The 17,663-nt window shown below is 60.8% G+C and carries 14 protein-coding genes and 1 pseudogene; 13 read left to right on the top strand and 2 right to left on the bottom strand.

Annotation, left to right across the window (positions count from 1 at the left end; genetic code table 11):
- Nucleotides 1-89: 89 nt before the first annotated feature.
- The 5 genes and pseudogenes from EDC26_RS12630 to EDC26_RS12615 all read left to right on the top strand — a co-directional run bounded on the left by EDC26_RS12630 (nt 90) and on the right by EDC26_RS12615 (nt 5,745).
- On the top strand, nt 90-1,079 hold the full coding sequence (locus EDC26_RS12630; protein ID WP_243700908.1) for a LysR family transcriptional regulator: 990 nt from the start codon (nt 90-92) through the stop codon (nt 1,077-1,079).
- A gap of 487 nt (nt 1,080-1,566) precedes the next feature.
- Nucleotides 1,567-2,520, top strand: coding sequence for an IS110 family RNA-guided transposase (locus EDC26_RS12625; RefSeq protein WP_132583125.1), 954 nt, complete (start codon nt 1,567-1,569; stop codon nt 2,518-2,520).
- Nucleotides 2,521-3,226: 706 nt separating this feature from the next.
- Nucleotides 3,227-4,612, top strand: coding sequence for an NCS2 family permease (locus tag EDC26_RS12620; protein ID WP_132583123.1), 1,386 nt, complete (start codon nt 3,227-3,229; stop codon nt 4,610-4,612).
- Nucleotides 4,613-4,662: 50 nt separating this feature from the next.
- Nucleotides 4,663-5,166: pseudogene (gene uraD, locus EDC26_RS20400) on the top strand (2-oxo-4-hydroxy-4-carboxy-5-ureidoimidazoline decarboxylase); the annotation flags it as partial.
- Nucleotides 5,167-5,169: 3 nt separating this feature from the next.
- A complete protein-coding gene (locus tag EDC26_RS12615; protein ID WP_425012653.1) occupies nt 5,170-5,745 on the top strand; it encodes an ureidoglycolate lyase in 576 nt (191 codons plus the stop codon).
- On the opposite strand, the gene EDC26_RS12610 is transcribed toward EDC26_RS12615, so the two are convergent.
- Nucleotides 5,675-6,598, bottom strand: a complete 924-nt coding sequence (locus EDC26_RS12610) for a LysR family transcriptional regulator (RefSeq protein WP_132583121.1) — start codon at nt 6,596-6,598, stop codon at nt 5,675-5,677. The two genes, EDC26_RS12615 and EDC26_RS12610, sit on opposite strands and share 71 nt — an antisense overlap.
- Nucleotides 6,599-6,776: 178 nt before the next feature.
- Here EDC26_RS12610 and gcl point away from each other — a divergent pair, with 178 nt between their 5' ends.
- From gcl to EDC26_RS12585, 5 genes are all read left to right on the top strand, one after another.
- Nucleotides 6,777-8,558, top strand: a complete 1,782-nt coding sequence (gcl, locus tag EDC26_RS12605; RefSeq protein ID WP_132583118.1) for a glyoxylate carboligase — start codon at nt 6,777-6,779, stop codon at nt 8,556-8,558.
- A 153-nt stretch (nt 8,559-8,711) separates the two neighbouring features.
- The gene (hyi, locus tag EDC26_RS12600; RefSeq protein WP_132583116.1) at nt 8,712-9,491 is read left to right on the top strand and encodes a hydroxypyruvate isomerase; all 780 of its coding nucleotides are present in this window, start codon (nt 8,712-8,714) and stop codon (nt 9,489-9,491) included.
- Nucleotides 9,492-9,528: 37 nt separating this feature from the next.
- Complete coding sequence (locus EDC26_RS12595; protein ID WP_132583114.1) at nt 9,529-10,419, top strand: 2-hydroxy-3-oxopropionate reductase; 891 nt, start codon at nt 9,529-9,531, stop codon at nt 10,417-10,419.
- Nucleotides 10,420-10,463: 44 nt separating this feature from the next.
- Nucleotides 10,464-11,891: a pyruvate kinase gene (gene pyk / locus EDC26_RS12590; protein WP_132583112.1), complete on the top strand. Its 1,428-nt coding sequence runs from the start codon at nt 10,464-10,466 to the stop codon at nt 11,889-11,891.
- Nucleotides 11,892-12,000: 109 nt separating this feature from the next.
- Entirely contained in the window at nt 12,001-14,163 is a 2,163-nt protein-coding gene (locus EDC26_RS12585) for a malate synthase G (protein ID WP_132583110.1), read from the top strand.
- 12 nt (nt 14,164-14,175) lie between these two features.
- On the opposite strand, the gene EDC26_RS12580 is transcribed toward EDC26_RS12585, so the two are convergent.
- Nucleotides 14,176-14,862: a GntR family transcriptional regulator gene (locus EDC26_RS12580; protein ID WP_132583108.1), complete on the bottom strand. Its 687-nt coding sequence runs from the start codon at nt 14,860-14,862 to the stop codon at nt 14,176-14,178.
- Nucleotides 14,863-14,991: 129 nt separating this feature from the next.
- Between EDC26_RS12580 and EDC26_RS12575 the strand changes: the two genes are divergently transcribed.
- Genes EDC26_RS12575 through EDC26_RS12565 form a run of 3 tightly spaced genes read left to right on the top strand, consistent with a single transcriptional unit; the run spans nt 14,992 to nt 17,658 of the window.
- Nucleotides 14,992-15,999 (top strand): ABC transporter substrate-binding protein, encoded by a 1,008-nt coding sequence (locus tag EDC26_RS12575; RefSeq protein ID WP_165931025.1) that lies wholly within the window; start codon nt 14,992-14,994, stop codon nt 15,997-15,999.
- Between the two features lie 22 nt (nt 16,000-16,021).
- The gene (locus tag EDC26_RS12570; protein ID WP_132583106.1) at nt 16,022-16,789 is read left to right on the top strand and encodes an ABC transporter ATP-binding protein; all 768 of its coding nucleotides are present in this window, start codon (nt 16,022-16,024) and stop codon (nt 16,787-16,789) included.
- 20 nt (nt 16,790-16,809) lie between these two features.
- Nucleotides 16,810-17,658, top strand: a complete 849-nt coding sequence (locus EDC26_RS12565; RefSeq protein ID WP_243700907.1) for an ABC transporter permease — start codon at nt 16,810-16,812, stop codon at nt 17,656-17,658.
- Nucleotides 17,659-17,663: the final 5 nt, after the last annotated feature.

Here is a 17,663-nt window from a genome sequence, read left to right as displayed (position 1 = left end):
CATAGCACCATCGCAGGCATTGTGCATGCGTATTCAATGATGATGACTATCACGGCGACCCAATAAGCGCAGGCAACGGGCAAGCACGCATGGACAACGCGCCGGGCGCCCCTGATAATAGCCCGATGCAACGATATCGCGAACAGCTCGAAACCCATTTGCTACGTGTACTCCAGGCCCTGCTGACCGAGCAGAGCGTGTCGCGCGCCGCGCTCAAGCTGGGCCTGTCCCAGCCCGCCACCAGCAATGCCTTGCGGCGCCTGCGCGAAATCACCGGCGACGCCATCCTGGTACGCAGCAAATCGGGCATGGTGGCCACCGAACGGGGCCGGGAGCTCCTGGCTTTTGCCACCGACGCCCTGACGGCGATGGACCGCATCGTGCATCGGCCGGGCGAGTTTTCTGCCCAGACATCGACGCGCGTGTTCCGGCTGGGCGCTCCCGACTATCTCGATGCGGTGTTCCTGCCCAATATTGCCGAAGTGCTGTGCCGCTGTGCGCCACAGGCCAAGATGATCGTGCATCCGATCAACGCCGATTTCGATTACGAACATGCGCTGGAGGGCGGCGCACTGGATGTGGTAATCGGAAATTGGCTGGAACCGCCGCCGCAATTGCACATGTCGCGTCTTTTCGACGATGAGGTGGTGTGCATGCTGGGCATCAAGCATCCGCTCGCGGGGAAGGGCATTTCGATGAAGCATTATCTGGAATTGCGCCACCTGGCTCCTACCCCGTATGTGTCGGAACGCGCCAGCTTTATCGACGGCTGTCTGGCCGAGCAGGGTCTGCAGCGCAATATACAAATGACCATCCCCTATTTCGGGCTGGTGCCCTACATCCTGATGTCGACCGACCTGGTGTTCACGACCGGGCGCCAGCTGGCCGAGCACTATGCACGCTACCTGCCGATCAAGGTCGTGCCGTCTCCATTCAAGTTTCCGCCGATGCGGTTTTACCAGCTGTGGCATTCGCGCTCCCACGAGGCGCCTGAAGTTACCTGGCTGCGGCGGCGCATTGCCGAGGTGGCGGCCGGCCTGGACACAGGCCTGCGCACGCCGCTGCCGCCCGCACCGTAACCGGGTTTGCAGGCGGCGCCATCATTAGTGCATTTTCGGTTGACGTGTTTACGGAACTGAACGCGTTTCGTGCCGCGCTTTTTTTAGCCGTTTGGGGTGGGGTCATTGTTTAGGGTGGGGGTCACTCTATTAAGACGCCGCAGGGCGAGGGGTGGGTACCGTCCGGTCCGTCCAGCGGTCGTGGCGCTACGCGCCCCGACTCCCCGGGTCTGCCTCGTCCAGGCGGGCGTCGGGCGAACTTGTATAGTTTTTTTAGCGCGTTTGGATCAGACTAAAGGCGCTGGGGTGGAGGGACCAATCGCGAACCATTGGCCGGTTTTTTCTGGACCAACTGAGAGAGACAACTCCCACCCCGCCGGCCCATCGTCGATGAAGAATCTAGCCGACTGACAGGTTTCCCTGGCGGCACGGCCGATTTAAGACAAGCTCACGAGCTCCGGCCAATCTCACCCCAGCGTTTGATTATTGTCCAACCGGAGTAGTGTTCATGCAAGAGCTTTTTGATATTGGCGTAGATGTGGCCAAGGCGAACGTGGTCATTGCCGTGCAGGATCATCCCGAATTGGCGTGCGAGCTGGTGAACGAACCGGGTGCGCTACGTCGTTGGCTTGAATCGGTTCCCCCTGAATCGCGTCTGGCGGTGGAGTCCACCGGCCGGTATCACGGGCTGCTGGTGCATTTAGCGCAGCAAGCGGGGTTGCGCGCGTATGTGCTCAACGCCTGGGATGTGTCGATGTACGCCAAGGCGCTGGGCATGCGCGGCAAGACCGATCGCACCGATTCGCAGGTGATTGCGCGCTATATCCGCGAACACCATGCCCGGCTGCATCCGTATGAGCCGGGCAGCGCGGCCCAGCAGGCGATCGATCAGTTGATTCGTCAGCGGGCTCGCGTCCAGGTCAAGCAGCAAAGCTTAATGCGCATCTTGCAGGATCTGCCCGCGTTGGATCCGCAACGCCAGGCCGTGGCGCAAAGCCTGCAGGCGGTGATTCACACGATGGATGCCCAGATTCTGGCGTGGATGCACAGTGAGCCCGCACTGGCCGAGCCGTTTGACCGGCTGCAGACCATCCCCGGGGTGGGCGTACAGAGTGCGGCCTTGCTGACCAGCTTGCTCGGGCGCATCGGCTTTACCAACGCCGACGCGCTGGTGGCCTTTAGCGGCCTGGATCCACGCCCCAAGGACTCGGGCCAGAAGAAAGGCCGACGCCGTTTGTCCAAGCGCGGCGCGGCCTTGATCCGGCGCCAGATGTATATGTGCGCTTGCTCAGCGAGCCGCACGCCGGCCTTTAAACCGGTCTATCAGGCGCTACGCGCGCGCGGGCTGAGCGGTATTGAGGCGATGGTGATCCTGGCTCGCAAGCTGCTGCGCGTGGCGTTTGCCTTATGGCGCCATCAGTCGGTCTTCGACTCGGAGCGTTTTAGGCCAAAAATGACTTGACGAAAACTATAGAATCTCTCTCCGCCTCGCAAAAAGCGCGAGGCTCCGTTCAGACAGCGCCCGACGACACCCCCCGCCTTCCCTTCGTCAGCACCCGGCGCTGGCCGAATGACCGGACGGTACCCACCCCTCGCCCTGCGGCTGCGTTGATGACATGCACCGGGGGATGTGGAGGCCGGCGGGGGTTTGGTCGAGTGAAGTCTACGGGCAACGTCGGAGACAGGCTGCGGGCAACGCAACAGAGACAGGCCGCCGGCAAGTGAATTCCTGACAATACCGTGACGCGAGCCGTCTATGGGGGCCGGGGCGGGGCCGGCGTAAGGCGTGCTCCAGATGCTGACGAAGGGAAGGCGGGGGGTGTCGGCGGGCCATGTTTGAGCGGAGCCGCGTCAGCGGCGTAGCGAGTTTGGCCCGACGCCCGCCTGGACGAGGCAGATCCGGATCAAGCACGCCGTGCCGGCCCCGCCCCGGCCCCCATAGACGGCGTCTTCAAATACCCAAACGTCCCATGCTGGATACAGGTTGACCAAAAACACTCTAGCGCCCGACCCGACAATTATCAGCGCCGGGTAATAAGTAACATCATCTCCATCAGAACTCCCTGGCGCAGCAAGTCCCTAGAATGGCCTGGCATAAAACGCGACCTTGTACAGGAAGATGCAACCGACCATGAAGCGGTTGCCAGACAGCGAAAGGAGACAAACTAATGACTGACCAAGAATACATATTGCCTGCCGCGCAAAATGCGCCCGCCTTGCCAGGCTTCAAACAACGCCTGGAAACCTATTTCGACATGCCACGGCGCGGCAGTTCGCTGCGTCAGGAAACGCTGGCCGGAGCCACCACCTTTCTGACCATGGTGTATTCCGTTTTCGTCGTGCCGGGCATGTTCGGGGAAGCCGGCTTCGATAAAAGCGCGGTCTTCATTGCCGTATGCCTGACCAGCGCTTTTGGCTCGCTGCTGATGGGCCTGTGGGCCAACCTGCCCATCGCGATTGGCTGCGCCATCTCGCTCACCGCATTCACGGCTTTCGATCTGGTCCTGGGAAAAGGCCTGACGCCACCCGTGGTGCTGGGCGCCATATTTTTGATGGGCGTGATATTCACGACCATTTCGGTCACCGGCGTACGGTCATGGATTTTACGTAATCTGCCCGCGGGCGTGGCGCACGGCACGGGGGTGGGCATCGGTTTATTCCTGCTGTTGATTGCATCCAACGGCGTCGGCCTGGTGATCAAGAACCCAGGGCCTGGATTGCCCGTAACGCTGGGACATCTGGCGGGGCTGCCCGCACTGGCCTCCATCGTGGGGCTGGCCGCCATTTTCGGGCTGGAGCGCCGCCGCGTGCCGGGCAGCATCCTGATCGTCATTGTCGTTCTGTCGGCATTGGGCCTGATATTCGACCCCAAAGTCACCTTCAGCGGCATCGCCGCGCTGCCGTCCCTTGCCATGTCGGGGCACGCCTCGCTGGTCGGCTCGATGGACCTCAAGGGCGCGCTGACTCTGGCTGTCATCCCCAGCGTGCTGGCGCTGGTGATGACAGCGGTATTCGACGCCACCGGCACCATACGCGCGGTGGCCGGACAAGCCGGGCAGCTCGACGAGAACGGGCAAATCATCAACGGCGGCCGTGCGCTCGCCACCGATTCGGCCAGCTCGATTGTCTCCGCTTTTCTGGGTGGAGCGCCCGCGGCGGCGTATATCGAATCGGCGGCCGGCGTGGCGGCCGGGGCAAAAACCGGCTTTGCCTCGGTCATGGTGGGCCTGCTTTTCCTGGCGCTGATCTTTCTTTCGCCCCTGGCCGCCCTCGTGCCGGCCTATGCCACCGCTCCGGCACTCATGTATGTCGGCCTGCTGATGTTGGGCAGCATCAGCAAACTAAGCATGGACGACAGCGTCGACGCCATGGCGGGCCTGGTGTGCGCCGTCTATATTGTGCTGACCTGCAATATCGTGACGGGCATCATGCTGGGCTTTTGCACGCTGGTGATCGGCCGCATCGTGGCCGGGGAATTCAACAAGCTGAACGTCGGAACGGTGTCCATTGCCGTGGTTTTGGCGGTATTCTATTTGGGCGGCTGGGCCATTTGAGTGTTGGCCGGCCACGCCACATTCCCTCCAGCAACGATAGAAGCGGCATCATGACGTCAAATCAAACTTCAGCGCCATCCATGGCCGAGCTGTCCCGCCTGCCTCAAGCAGAATTCACGGCTTGCCTGGAAGGCATTTTCGAGCACTCCGCGTGGGTGGCCGAACGCGCCTGGTACGCACGTCCTTTCAGCGACCTTCAAACGCTGCACCAGACTTTGCTGGAGGTTATTCATGCGGCAAGCCACGCCGATCAGCTTGCCTTGATCCAGGCCCACCCGGAGCTGGCGGGAAAAGAAGCCGCTCGCGGCACGCTCACGCAAGCGTCCACCCACGAACAAAAAGGGGCCGGCCTGGATCAATGCAGCGCCAGTGAAATCGCGCGCTTGCGCACTCTGAATGCCGCCTACCGCAAGCGTTTCGGATTCCCGTTCGTGATCGCCGTCAAAGGCCTGCATCGCACCCAGATCATGGACGAAATCGAAGCTCGATGCCGGCACGATCCCGCCACCGAATTTTCCACGTGCTTGCGCGAGATCGGCAAAATAGCGGGCTTTCGCCTGGATGCGCGGTTCAAACCGTCAACGCAACAAGGCTCTTGCGCCGCGGCGCCGAACCTGGCCCTGGAGCCCCTTTCTGCACCCGCCTTCACACCCTTTGGCGATGTCATCGAGATATCAAATGCGGTCCGGCATTTCACCATCAACGATGGCAACACCGAACGCTATCACGACCTGGCCCATATCGACCCGGGCGCAGACGGCCGCGCCATCGTATCCCTGTTTCGGGGCCTGCCGCGCGTCCTTCCCTTTGAAGTAAAAACAATGGAACGCCATCCGCGCGGCAGCCAGGCCTTCATCCCGCTATCGAACCGTCCCTACCTGGTGGTCGTCGCCCCCGCCGGCCCCGCGCCGGGCGCCGGCGACCTGCGTGCCTTCCTGTGCCGGGGCAATCAGGGCGTGAACTATGCGACCGGCGTCTGGCATCACCCCCTGCTGGCACTGGAGAATGTATCGGATTTTCTCGTCATAGACCGCAGCGGCCCGGGCGAGAACTGCGACACCATCACGCTTGCGCAGACGGCGTACCTTCCCAATACCCTTCCTGCTGGTAGATCTCGCGCAGATAGTCAATGAAATAACGCACCTTGGCGGGAAGGTAGCGCTGTTGCGGATAGACCGCCTGTATGTCGTAATGGGGCAAGGCGAATTCGTCGAGCACCGTCACGAGCTCTCCACGCTTGAGTTCGGCCTGTATTTCCCAGGTAGACCGCCAGCCTACGCCCAGCCCCTGCCTGGCCCAGCCGTAGAGCAACTCACCATCGTTGCAGGCCAGGTCGCCATCGACCCTGACGGCAAAAGGCCGGCCCTCACGGATAAAGATCCAGCCGCGCTGCTGGCCCCCCTGCAGATTGAACGCCAGGCAATTGTGATGCGCGAGGTCTTCGGGAACCTGCGGCATGCCATGGCGTTCAAAGTAGCCGGGTGTGCCGCACACCACCCGCCGATTGGGAAACAGCCTCACCGCGACATAATTGGGGTCCCTGACCTCGCCGATGCGTATGGCAAGGTCATAGCTCTCGCGCACCAGATCAACCACGCTGTCCGTAAAGTTGAACGACAGGCGAAGATCTGGATAGCGATCCCGAAACGCCGCCGCATAGGGCGCAACGTGGCGGCGCCCGAATGCGGCCGGAGCGGACACCACCAGATGGCCTCGCACCGCGCGGCGTCCGGCGCTGATGCTGCCCTCGGCGGCGTCAAAATCACGAATCAATTGCTGGCAATTTTCCAGAAACTGCTCGCCCAGATCGGTCAGCGACAAGCCGCGGGTGGATCGGTGCATCAGCTGCACGCCCAGGCGGCGCTCTAACGCGCTAAGCCGGCGCCCCATGACGACAGGCGTCACACCCTCGATCAGCGCGGCCGCCGCAAAGCTGCCCTTCTCCGCCACCAAGGCAAAGCTGCGAATTGCCATGTAACGATCCATTCCGTACCTCAGATAATGGCTGCGAAAAATAATAGCTGTACTGAGCTCAACTTTAACATCACGCCGCCCAATAAATACCGGAAGTATCGATAGAAGTGATGCGTACAGGTCTTCAAACCGCCCGGCGTTTTCTTTATTCTGAATTCCAGATCAATCACCACCCCATCGAGGAGCAATCATGGCTCGAATGAGAGCAGTCGACGCCGCCGCGGCCGTTTTGCAAAAGGAAGGCGTACGCGTTTTATTCGGCGTACCGGGCGCCGCGATCAACCCTCTGTATTCGGCCCTGCGCGACAACGGCCAAATACAACATATTCTGGCGCGCCATGTAGAAGGCGCCGCCCATATGGCCGAGGGCTACACCCGCAGCCAACCCGGCCATATCGGAGTGTGCCTTGGCACCTCGGGGCCGGCAGGCACCGATATGCTGACCGCACTGTACTCCGCATCAGGCGACTCGATCCCCATTCTGTGCGTTACGGGGCAGGCGCCCCGATCCCAGTTGCACAAAGAAAGCTTCCAGGCGGTGGACATCGAATCGATCGCCAAACCCGTCACGAAATGGGCCGTTACCGTCCGCGAGTCGGCGCTGGTTCCCCGCGTATTCCAGCAGGCCTTCCACATCATGCGGTCCGGGCGTCCCGGCCCTGTGCTGATCGACTTGCCGTTCGACGTTCAAATGGGCGAAATCGAATTCGACCTGGATACGTATGAGCCTCTGCCTGTCTACAAACCCTCTGCGACCCGCGCGCAGGCCGCTCGTGCGGTCGAGATGCTCAATAACGCCGAACGCCCGGTGATTGTGTCGGGCGGAGGCGTCTTCAACGCGGACGCGGCCGACCGGTTGCGAGCTTTTGCGGAACTGGCCAACGTGCCGGTCATCCCGACGCTAATGGGCTGGGGCGTTATCCCCGACGACCATCCGCTGATGGCCGGCATGGTGGGCCTGCAGACCGCGCACCGCTACGGCAACGCCACGCTGCTGGCCGCCGATTTCGTCCTGGGTATCGGAAACCGCTGGGCCAACCGCCATACCGGCTCGATCGACGTCTATACCAAGGGCCGCACATTTGTGCATATCGACATCGAGCCTACCCAGATCGGCCGGGTATTCGGCCCCGATTACGGCATCGCATCCGATGCGGGCACCGCCCTGGATCTGATGATCGAAGTAGCGCGCGAGCTCAAGGCGGCGCACCGCCTGCGTGATCGCAGCCAGTGGGCGGAACAGTGCCGCGCCCGCAAGCGCGAAAAAGACATGCAGCGCAAAACCCACTTCGACGCCGTGCCGCTCAAGCCGCAGCGCGTCTACGAAGAAATGAACAAGGCCTTTGACAAAAACACGCGCTACGTCAGCACCATCGGCCTGTCGCAAATCGCCGCCGCGCAATTCCTGCACGTCTACCAGCCGCGCCACTGGATCAATGCGGGGCAGGCCGGCCCGCTGGGCTGGACGGTGCCTGCCGCGTTAGGCGTGTGTGCGGCCCTACCCGAGGCGGAAGTGGTGGCCATATCGGGCGATTACGACTTCCAGTTCATGATCGAAGAGCTGGCGGTCGGCGCCCAGTTCAAGCTGCCCTACCTGCACATCGTGGTCAATAACGCCTACCTCGGCTTGATCCGCCAATCGCAGCGCGGGTTTGACATGGACTATTGCGTACAGCTGTCCTTTGACAATATCAACGCACCGCAAACCAAGGGCTACGGCGTGGATCACGTTGCCGTGGCCGAAGGCCTGGGGTGCAAGGCGCTGCGCGTACACACGCCCGAGCAGATTCAATCGGCCATCGCCCAGGCGCGAGCGTGGATGAAGGAATTCAGGGTGCCGGTCGTCATCGAATTCATTCTCGAGCGCATCACCAACATCTCGATGGGCACGGAAATCGACAACATCAAGGAAAGCGAAGAGCTGGCCCAAACAAGCCTCGATGCACCTACCGCCATCGCCTTGCTGGACTAATTCCATTTCCAAATCAACCGTGAAAGCGCAAGTGTAGCGGCAGCCCTTGTGGCTGCCATCAATACAGCCGCTACATCTGCGTTCCGCTTTCGCGTTCACGATCGATCGAGAAACGGACCACACCATCATCTGCTGTAAAGGAGCCAAATAAACATGCCTAAACTTGCCGCCAACCTATCGATGCTATTTACCGAGGTCGATTTCCTCGACCGATTCAAAGCCGCTGCCGCTGCGGGTTTCAAGGGTGTCGAATATCTCTTCCCCTATGCCTACAAGGCCGACATGCTGGCCGAACAGCTCCACACCCACGGCCTGACCCAGGTTCTGCACAATTTGCCCGCCGGCCGCTGGGAAAACGGCGAACGCGGCATTGCCTGCCATCCCGACCGGATCGGTGAATTCCAGGACGGGGTCGGACAAGCCATCGAATACGCCACGGCGCTGGGATGCAGACAAGTCAATTGCCTGGCGGGCATTGCCCCGGCCGATGTGAATCGCGACACCACCCGCGCCACCTTCATCGACAACTTGCGCTTTGCCGCCGAAAAACTGCAATCGGCGGGGATCCGCCTGCTGATCGAACCGGTCAACACCTTTGATATTCCCGGCTTTTACCTTAACCGCAGCGACCAGGCGCTGGGCCTTATCGCCGAAACCGGCTCGAACAATATTTTCCTGCAATACGACATCTACCATGCCCAGCGCATGGAGGGCGAACTGGCCGCCACGATAGCCAGACACTTGCCGCAAATTGCCCATCTGCAACTGGCCGACAACCCGGGACGCCACGAACCGGGTACCGGCGAAATCAACTATGCCTGGCTGTTGCGCCACATCGACAGCCTGGGCTACGACGGCTGGATCGGCTGCGAATATAAACCGACCGCCAGGACACAAGAGGGCTTACGCTGGATCAACGCCCTGGCTGCCTGAACACACATTACTTTCATTTGAAACTGGAGACTACGACATGGCGAACATCGGCTTTATCGGACTGGGCATCATGGGCGCGCCCATGGCCGCCAATTTGATCAAGGGCGGCCATACGCTATTCACCTACACGCGCGGCAACACACCGCAAAGCCTGATCGACGCCGGCGCCACGCAGTGCGCCAACGGCGCCCAGGCAACACGCCACGCCGACATCATCATCACCATGGTGCCCGACACCGCCGATGTCGACGCGGCGCTGTTTGGCGAAAATGGCGTAGCCAGTGCGCTCACCCCTGGCAAAACGGTCGTCGACATGAGTTCCATATCGCCGGTGGCCACCAAGGATTTTGCCCAACGGATCAATCAGCTGGGTTGTGAATACCTGGACGCGCCGGTATCGGGTGGAGAAGTGGGCGCCCGCGCCGCAAGCCTGACGATTATGGTCGGGGGCCGCGAAGCTACGTTCAAAGCCATCAAACCCTTGTTCGATCTGATGGGCAAAAACATAACGCTGGTCGGCGCCAATGGCGACGGTCAAATCACCAAGGTCGCCAACCAGATCATTGTGGCGTTAACCATTGAAGCCGTGGGCGAAGCCTTGCTGCTGGCCTCCAAGGCCGGTGCCGATGCGGCCAAGGTGCGCCAGGCCCTGATGGGCGGGTTCGCCAACTCGCGTATCCTGGAAGTTCACGGAGAACGCATGGTCAAACGCACGTTCGATCCCGGCTTTCGCATCGCGCTGCATCAGAAGGACCTGAACCTGGCGCTCGTCACCGCCCGCCAGGTTGGGGTATCCTTGCCCAGCACCGCCTTGGCGCAAGAGCTTTTCAATGCTTGCGCTGCACACGGCGGATCGGGCTGGGACCACTCGGGCATGGTGCGGGCCCTGGAGAAAATGGCCAACTTCGAAATCGGCCAAAAGCCTTAACCTCGACACCAACCCGCCTATTACTTCACGCCTGGAGGCTTGATATGAAACCCCTACGCCGCGCCCGCATTGTGGCCACCCTCGGGCCTGCCAGCTCAAGCCCCGAAAGTATCCGCGCGCTGATCGAGGCCGGTGTCGATGTATTCCGGCTGAACTTCAGCCACGGCACTCACGAGGACCACGCACAGCGCCTGAACACCATCCGCGAGGCCGAGCGCGAAGCGGGCCGCCCCATAGGCGTGCTGATGGATCTGCAAGGCCCCAAGCTTCGGGTGGGCCGCTTTACAGGGGGCCGCGCCGTGCTTGCCGCCGGGCAGCCATTCCGGCTCGACCTCGATCCGGCCGAAGGCAACGCCTCGCGCGCAAACCTGCCTCATCCCGAAATTTTTGCGGCGCTTGAAAAGGGCGCCGACCTGCTGCTCGACGATGGCAAGTTGCGGCTGCGCATCGACGATTGCGGCCCCGACTTCGCCCATTCCACCGTTGTGGTGGGCGGCCCCCTGTCCGATCACAAAGGCGTCAACGTGCCCGGAGTCGTTCTGCCCATTTCACCGCTCACCGCCAAAGATTTGACCGATCTCGATTTTGGCCTGTCGCTTGGCGTGGACTGGGTCGCCTTGTCTTTCGTACAGCGCCCGGAGGATATCGCGCAGGCCCGCGCCATTATCGGCAAGCGCGCATGGATCATGGCCAAGCTGGAAAAGCCGGCAGCCATCGAACATCTGGAGGCCATTATCGATCAGGTCGATGGAGTCATGGTGGCCCGCGGCGACCTGGGCGTGGAAATGCCGCCGCAGCAAGTGCCCGTTCTGCAACAGCGCATCGTGCGCGCCGCGCGCGCGGCTGGGCGCCCGGTGGTCGTGGCCACCCAAATGCTCGAATCCATGATCAACTCTCCGGTACCCACGCGGGCCGAGGCCTCGGATGTAGCCACCGCCATTTACAGCGGCGCCGATGCGGTCATGCTGTCGGCAGAGTCGGCCTCGGGCCAGTATCCGGTCCAAGCGGTCGCCATCATGCGGAGCATCATCGGCGAAGTCGAAAACGACCCCGCCTGGCGCACCGGCCTGGAAGCCAGTCACGGCCCGGCGCGGGCCAACACGCCCGACGCCATCTGCAGCGCACTGCGCAGCGTGGCCGAACTGATCGCGCCGGCCGCCACGGTGGCCTATACCGCAACAGGTTTTAGCGCCCTGCGCGCGAGCCGGGAACGCCCCACAACACCCATATTGGCCCTGACTCCGGATCTGGCTACCGCAAGACGGCTCACGCTGGCGTGGGGCATACACCCGTTTCCCTTCGACACGCAGCTCGATAACGTCAGCGATATGATTGCGCACGCCACCTTGATCGCCGTGCAAAAGAAGATGGCGGGAGAACAAGACAAAATCGTTGTCATCGCCGGCCTGCCCTTCGGCCGCAGCGGCAGTACGAATCTGCTGCATATTGCCACGATCAATACAGCGCAATAAAAGCCGGACCGCTGCAAGTCATATAATCACCCGAGACGCAGCATCTGCACGCGCGCACGCGCCGTGGGGATGCCTGCAGGCTGCTTATTCATCTTGCACAAGGAAAACCATGATCAAGCGAACACCCTGCAAACGGCTGCAGGTGGCCGACGTACTGTATCAATTCATCGAGAAGGAAGCGCTGCCCGGCACGGGCGTATCATCCGAAGCCTTCTGGTCGGGTTTCGATCAGCTGGTGCACGACCTGGCGCCTAAAAACAAAAAACTGCTGGCCGAACGCGATCGCCTGCAAGCCGAGCTGGATAACTGGTACCGCCAGCATCCGGGCGCAATCAAAGACGCCAAGGCCTATCAAGGCTTCCTGAAGCAAATCGGTTACCTGCAGGACAGCCCGGCCGCCGTCGCCATCAAAACCAGCAAGGTCGACCAGGAAATCACTCGCCAGGCGGGCCCCCAACTGGTCGTGCCGGTGACCAACGCCCGCTACGCGCTAAATGCCGCCAACGCACGCTGGGGCAGTTTGTACGATGCCCTGTACGGCACCGACGCCATCTCCGAAGCCGATGGCGCGACGCGCGCCGGCGGCTACAACCCGGTGCGCGGCGCCAAGGTCGTCGCCTTCGCACGCCATTTCCTCGACGAGCACTTCCCCCTGTCGCAGGGTTCGCACCTCGACGCGACCGCCTACGCCGTGGTCCATGGCGCACTGGGCGTAACGCTGAAGAACGGCGCCGCCACCGGCCTGGCCGACCCCAAGCTATTCGCGGGCCACCGCGGTGCGGCGCAGACGCCCGAGGCCATCGTGCTCCAGCATAACGGCCTGCACGTCGAAATCCAGATCGACAGAAAACACGCCATCGGCCAGCACGATGCGGCCGGTGTCAAAGACCTGCTGCTGGAAGCGGCCATCACCACCATCATGGATTGCGAAGACTCCATCGCCGCCGTCGACGCCGATGACAAAGTGGGGGCTTACCGCAACTGGCTGGGATTGATGCAAGGCACGCTGACCGAGCAAGTCTCCAAGGGCGGAAAGACCTTCACGCGTGCACTCAACCCCGACCGCAGCTATACCGACGCCGCAGGCCACACCCAGACGCTGCCGGGCCGCTCGCTTATGTTTATCCGCAACGTCGGTCACCTTATGAGCAACCCGGCGATCCTCGATGAGCACGGGGGCGAGATTCCCGAAGGCATCCTGGATGCAATGCTCACCAGCCTGATCGCCATGCACGACCTCAAGCGCGAAGGCGGCAACTCGCGCAGCGGCTCCATATACATTGTCAAACCCAAGATGCACGGACCGGATGAAGTGGCCTTTGCAAGCGAAACCTTCGCCCGCGTCGAAGCCGTGCTGGGCCTGGCGCCCAACACCATCAAAATGGGCATCATGGACGAGGAGCGCCGCACCAGCGCCAACCTTAAAGCCTGCATCGCGCAAGCCACGCAGCGCGTGGCGTTCATCAATACCGGCTTTCTGGATCGCACCGGCGACGAAATGCATACCTCCATGGAAGCCGGCGCCATGGTGCGCAAGGGCGAAATGAAACGCAGCGTCTGGATCGACGCCTACGAGCGGAATAATGTGCAAGTAGGTCTGGAGTGCGGCTTGCGCGGCCACGCCCAGATCGGCAAAGGCATGTGGGCCATGCCCGACCTGATGGCCGACATGCTGGTCCAGAAAGTGGGTCAGTTGAAAGCCGGCGGCAATACCGCCTGGGTGCCCTCGCCCACCGCGGCTACCCTGCACGCCCTGCATTATCACCAGGTCGACGTGCAAGCGGTGCAAAAATCCATGGAAGGCAAGTCCGAGCCCCTGCTCGACCGGCTGCTTGCCGTCCCCGTGGCCGCCGACACCAACTGGTCGGCCAAGGAAATCCAGGAAGAGCTCGACAACAACGCCCAGGGCATACTGGGCTATGTGGTGCGCTGGATCGACCAGGGCATAGGCTGCTCGAAAGTCCCCGACATCCATAACGTGGGCCTGATGGAAGACCGCGCCACTCTGCGTATTTCCAGCCAGCACATGGCCAATTGGCTGCGCCATAAAATCGTAACGCCGGCGCAAATCACCGAAACCATGCGGCGCATGGCGGCCGTGGTCGATGGCCAGAACGCGGGCGACCCGGCCTACCGTCCCATGGCGCCCCATTTCGATGATTCGATCGCCTTCAAGGCCGCGTGCGACCTGGTCTTCAAAGGACTGGAACAGCCCAACGGCTACACCGAACCGCTGCTGCACCGCTGGCGTCAGGCGGCCAAAGCGCGATAGGCCGCGGCCGCCTCAGGCGGCCGTAAAAAACTGCGGGTGGTCGGCGCGGATCTGGCCCATGTACTCCAGGGTTCCGGACAAATGGGTGCGCAGATGCTGCTGTGCACCCGCCGCGTCGCCGCGCTTGATGGCTTCGAAGATCTGGCTGTGATCGCTGACAATCCGGTTGATCTTTCCCGCAGCCGGCAGGTGCAGGCGCCGCAGGCGATCGATGTGGCCGCTGCGGCTGCGCACCAGCTTCCATAAAGCTTCTTTGCCCGTCGCTTCATACATATACCGATGGAACGCCTGGTCGGTTTCGGCAAAGCCGCTCAAATCCTGGCTATCCCGCAACAAAACCTGCCGATCGAGCAGGGCTTTCAAATCCGCAAGCAACTCCGCCGTGTTGTGCAAGGCCAGGTCGCGCACGATTTCAAGTTCAATTGCCCGCCGTAAGAAATGCGCCTCTTCCGCAATATGGGTGTCGATGAGGCTGACCCGTGTCGCCGACTGAGGAAACACATCGATCAACCGTTCCTCGGCAAGCCTCAGCAACGCCTCCCTGACCGGCGTCTGGCTGACACGAAATTGGGCCGACAGCTCAACCCGCGACAGCGGCGTCCCAGGCGGCAGCTCCAGCGAAACAATCTTGTTTCGCAACAACTCGTACAGCTGCGGCGCCACTTGCCGGTATCGATCCAATTCTGTCGGTGTTTTCATAGTTGAAATCAATTAAAAAATTGATAGTTATATATTTTTAATACTTCCTTCTTAATATACTAATATATTAGTATGCTTTCTGGCAAGACATAGTATTAAAAATTTCCATTTACGTGATCAGGAGACAATATGAAAATCACCCAACATATCAGTGCCATTTTAATGGCTGCGCTCACCACTGCGGGCGGCGCGGCTTACGCCCAGCAAGCCCACGAAATAACCATTACCCGGCAGCCGGGCATTTTGTACTTGCCCGCCCTTGTCATGGAAAAGCAGGGCCTGATAGAAAAGGCCGCAGCCAAAGAAGGCGTGAAAGACCTCAAAGTGAACTGGCGATCATTCAGCAGCGGCGGCGCCTCTACCGACGCCCTGCTCTCGGGCAATGTGCAAATCGTCAACAGCGGCGTGGGCAACATGCTGCTGCTTTGGGATCGTACCAAAGGCAAGGTCAAGGGGATTACGACCAATTCGGCCCTTCCTTTGGAGCTGATCAGCCGCGACCCGAAGATCAAAACCCTGAAGGACTACGGCCCCCTGGACAAGATTGCCGTTCCAACCGTCCGGGTGTCGACCCAGGCCATCCTGCTGCAAATGGCATGCGAACAGGTGTTCGGCAAAGACAAATGGTCTCAACTGGACGCCAATACGGTACAGCTCGGCCACCCCGATGCCTCCGCCATGCTGGCCAACCCCAATGGCGAGATCACCAGCCATTTTTCGGCCCCCCCGTTCTTCACCAAAGAACTGAAAATCCCAGGGGTACACGTAGTTTTAAAATCCACCGACATTATCAAGGGCGGGCTGTCGCAATCGACGCTCTTCACCACCACGAAATTCGCCGACGCCAATCCCAAAATCATCAAGGCGGTACTGACGGCATCGAAAGAAGCCATCGATTACATCAAGGCCAACACCGAAAAATCGGTTGAAATCTATCGCGAAATCAGCGGCGACAAAACCAGTGTGGCCGACTTGATGGCCATGCTGAAAGAGCCCGGCATGATGGCTTTCCAGATGGCGCCTGCGGGCTCGATGCAATTTGCGCAGCATATGTACAAAGTCGGCATCCTGAAAACCCTGCCTAAGAAATGGACCGATTACTTCCTGCCCGTTTCCGCTTCGCTCAACGGTAGCTAAAAACAGGAATCCGGAGACCAGAATGTCGCATTTGCTAGAAGTCGATACCGTCACGCTGCGGTACAAAACGCCCGATAGTATTGTCACCGCCACCAACCAGGTCAGCTTCAATGTCGACAGCGGAGACCGCTTCGTATTGCTGGGCGCCTCCGGTTGCGGCAAATCCACCTTGCTCAAGGCGGTGGGCGGCTATCTGACTCCGGAAGAAGGCGAAATCCGCATCAAGGGCAAAACCGTCAAGCGGCCGGGCTCCGATCGCATGATGGTGTTCCAGGAATTCGACCAGTTGCTGCCCTGGAAGACCGTCCTGGAAAACGTCATGTTTCCCCTGATCGAGGCCCGCAAAATGCCCAGAAAAGAAGCCGAGGCACGCGCCCGGGCCTATGTGGAGAAGGTGCACCTGGACAAATTTGCAGACAGCTACACCCACACGCTGTCGGGCGGCATGAAGCAGCGTGTGGCTATCGCGCGCGGCATGTCGATGGAACCCGATATTTTATTGATGGACGAACCCTTTGCCGCCCTGGACGCCCTCACCCGGCGGCAAATGCAGGACGAGCTTTTACAGCTTTGGGAAGGCACCCGCTTTACGGTCATGTTCGTCACCCATTCGATTGCCGAGGCCATACGCGTGGGCAACCGGATCCTCCTGCTTTCGCCGCACCCCGGCGAGGTCAAGGCCGAAGTCAACGACGTCGAGGCCGTGTCGTTCGAAGACGGCTCGGCGGCGGCGCTCGAACAGGAAATACACGAATTGCTTTTTAATCAAACCAACGGGGTGCATGCATAATGGGCCGCGCAACGATCACCATGAAACAAAGCGCGGCCGACAACCCGGCCGCGGGCAAAAGCGCCGTACTGGTACGCCAATTATCGTCCTGGCAAAAGCTCTGGAACAATACGTTTCTTCGCAAAACACTGATCATCGTGCTGCTGGCCGTAGCTTGGGAAGTCTACGGACAGTTGCTCGACAATCCCCTGCTGTTTCCAACGCTGTCGGATACGGTCCGCTCCTTCATCGACAGCATCGGCAGCGGCATCCTGCTCGATCGCGCCTGGACCTCGATCAAGGTCCTGCTGATCGGCTACGTCATAGGCATAACCCTGGCCGGGGTCATCACCGTGCTGGCCATCAGCACCCGCATCGGCACCGACTTCCTGGAAGTCATGACAGCCATGTTCAACCCGCTGCCGGCCATTGCGCTGCTGCCGCTGGCCCTCATCTGGTTCGGGCTGGGCACCACCAGCATCGTTTTCGTACTGCTGCATTCGGTGGTGTGGGTGGTCGCGCTCAATACCCAGGCGGGCTTTCTGGCGGTATCGCATACCCTGCGCATGGTCGGGCGCAACTACGAGCTGCGCGGCTTGCGCTATGTGGCCAAGATTCTTATCCCCGCCGCCTTCCCATCGATATTGACCGGCCTGAAAATCGGCTGGGCTTTCGCCTGGCGCACCCTGATCGCGGCCGAACTCGTGTTCGGCGTGGCGTCGGGCAAGGGCGGCCTGGGCTGGTACATCTTTGAAAATCGCAATCTACTCGATATACCCGCTGTTTTCGCCGGCCTGCTGACCGTCATCATCATCGGACTGATTGTCGAAAATTTCGTGTTCCGCCTGATCGAGAAAAGAACGGTTAGACGTTGGGGCATGCAAAGCTAAACCCA

This window comes from Paralcaligenes ureilyticus, assembly GCF_004346225.1.
GTDB classification, from domain to species: domain Bacteria; phylum Pseudomonadota; class Gammaproteobacteria; order Burkholderiales; family Burkholderiaceae_B; genus Paralcaligenes; species Paralcaligenes ureilyticus.
This window is presented reverse-complemented; position numbering and strand designations above follow the sequence as displayed.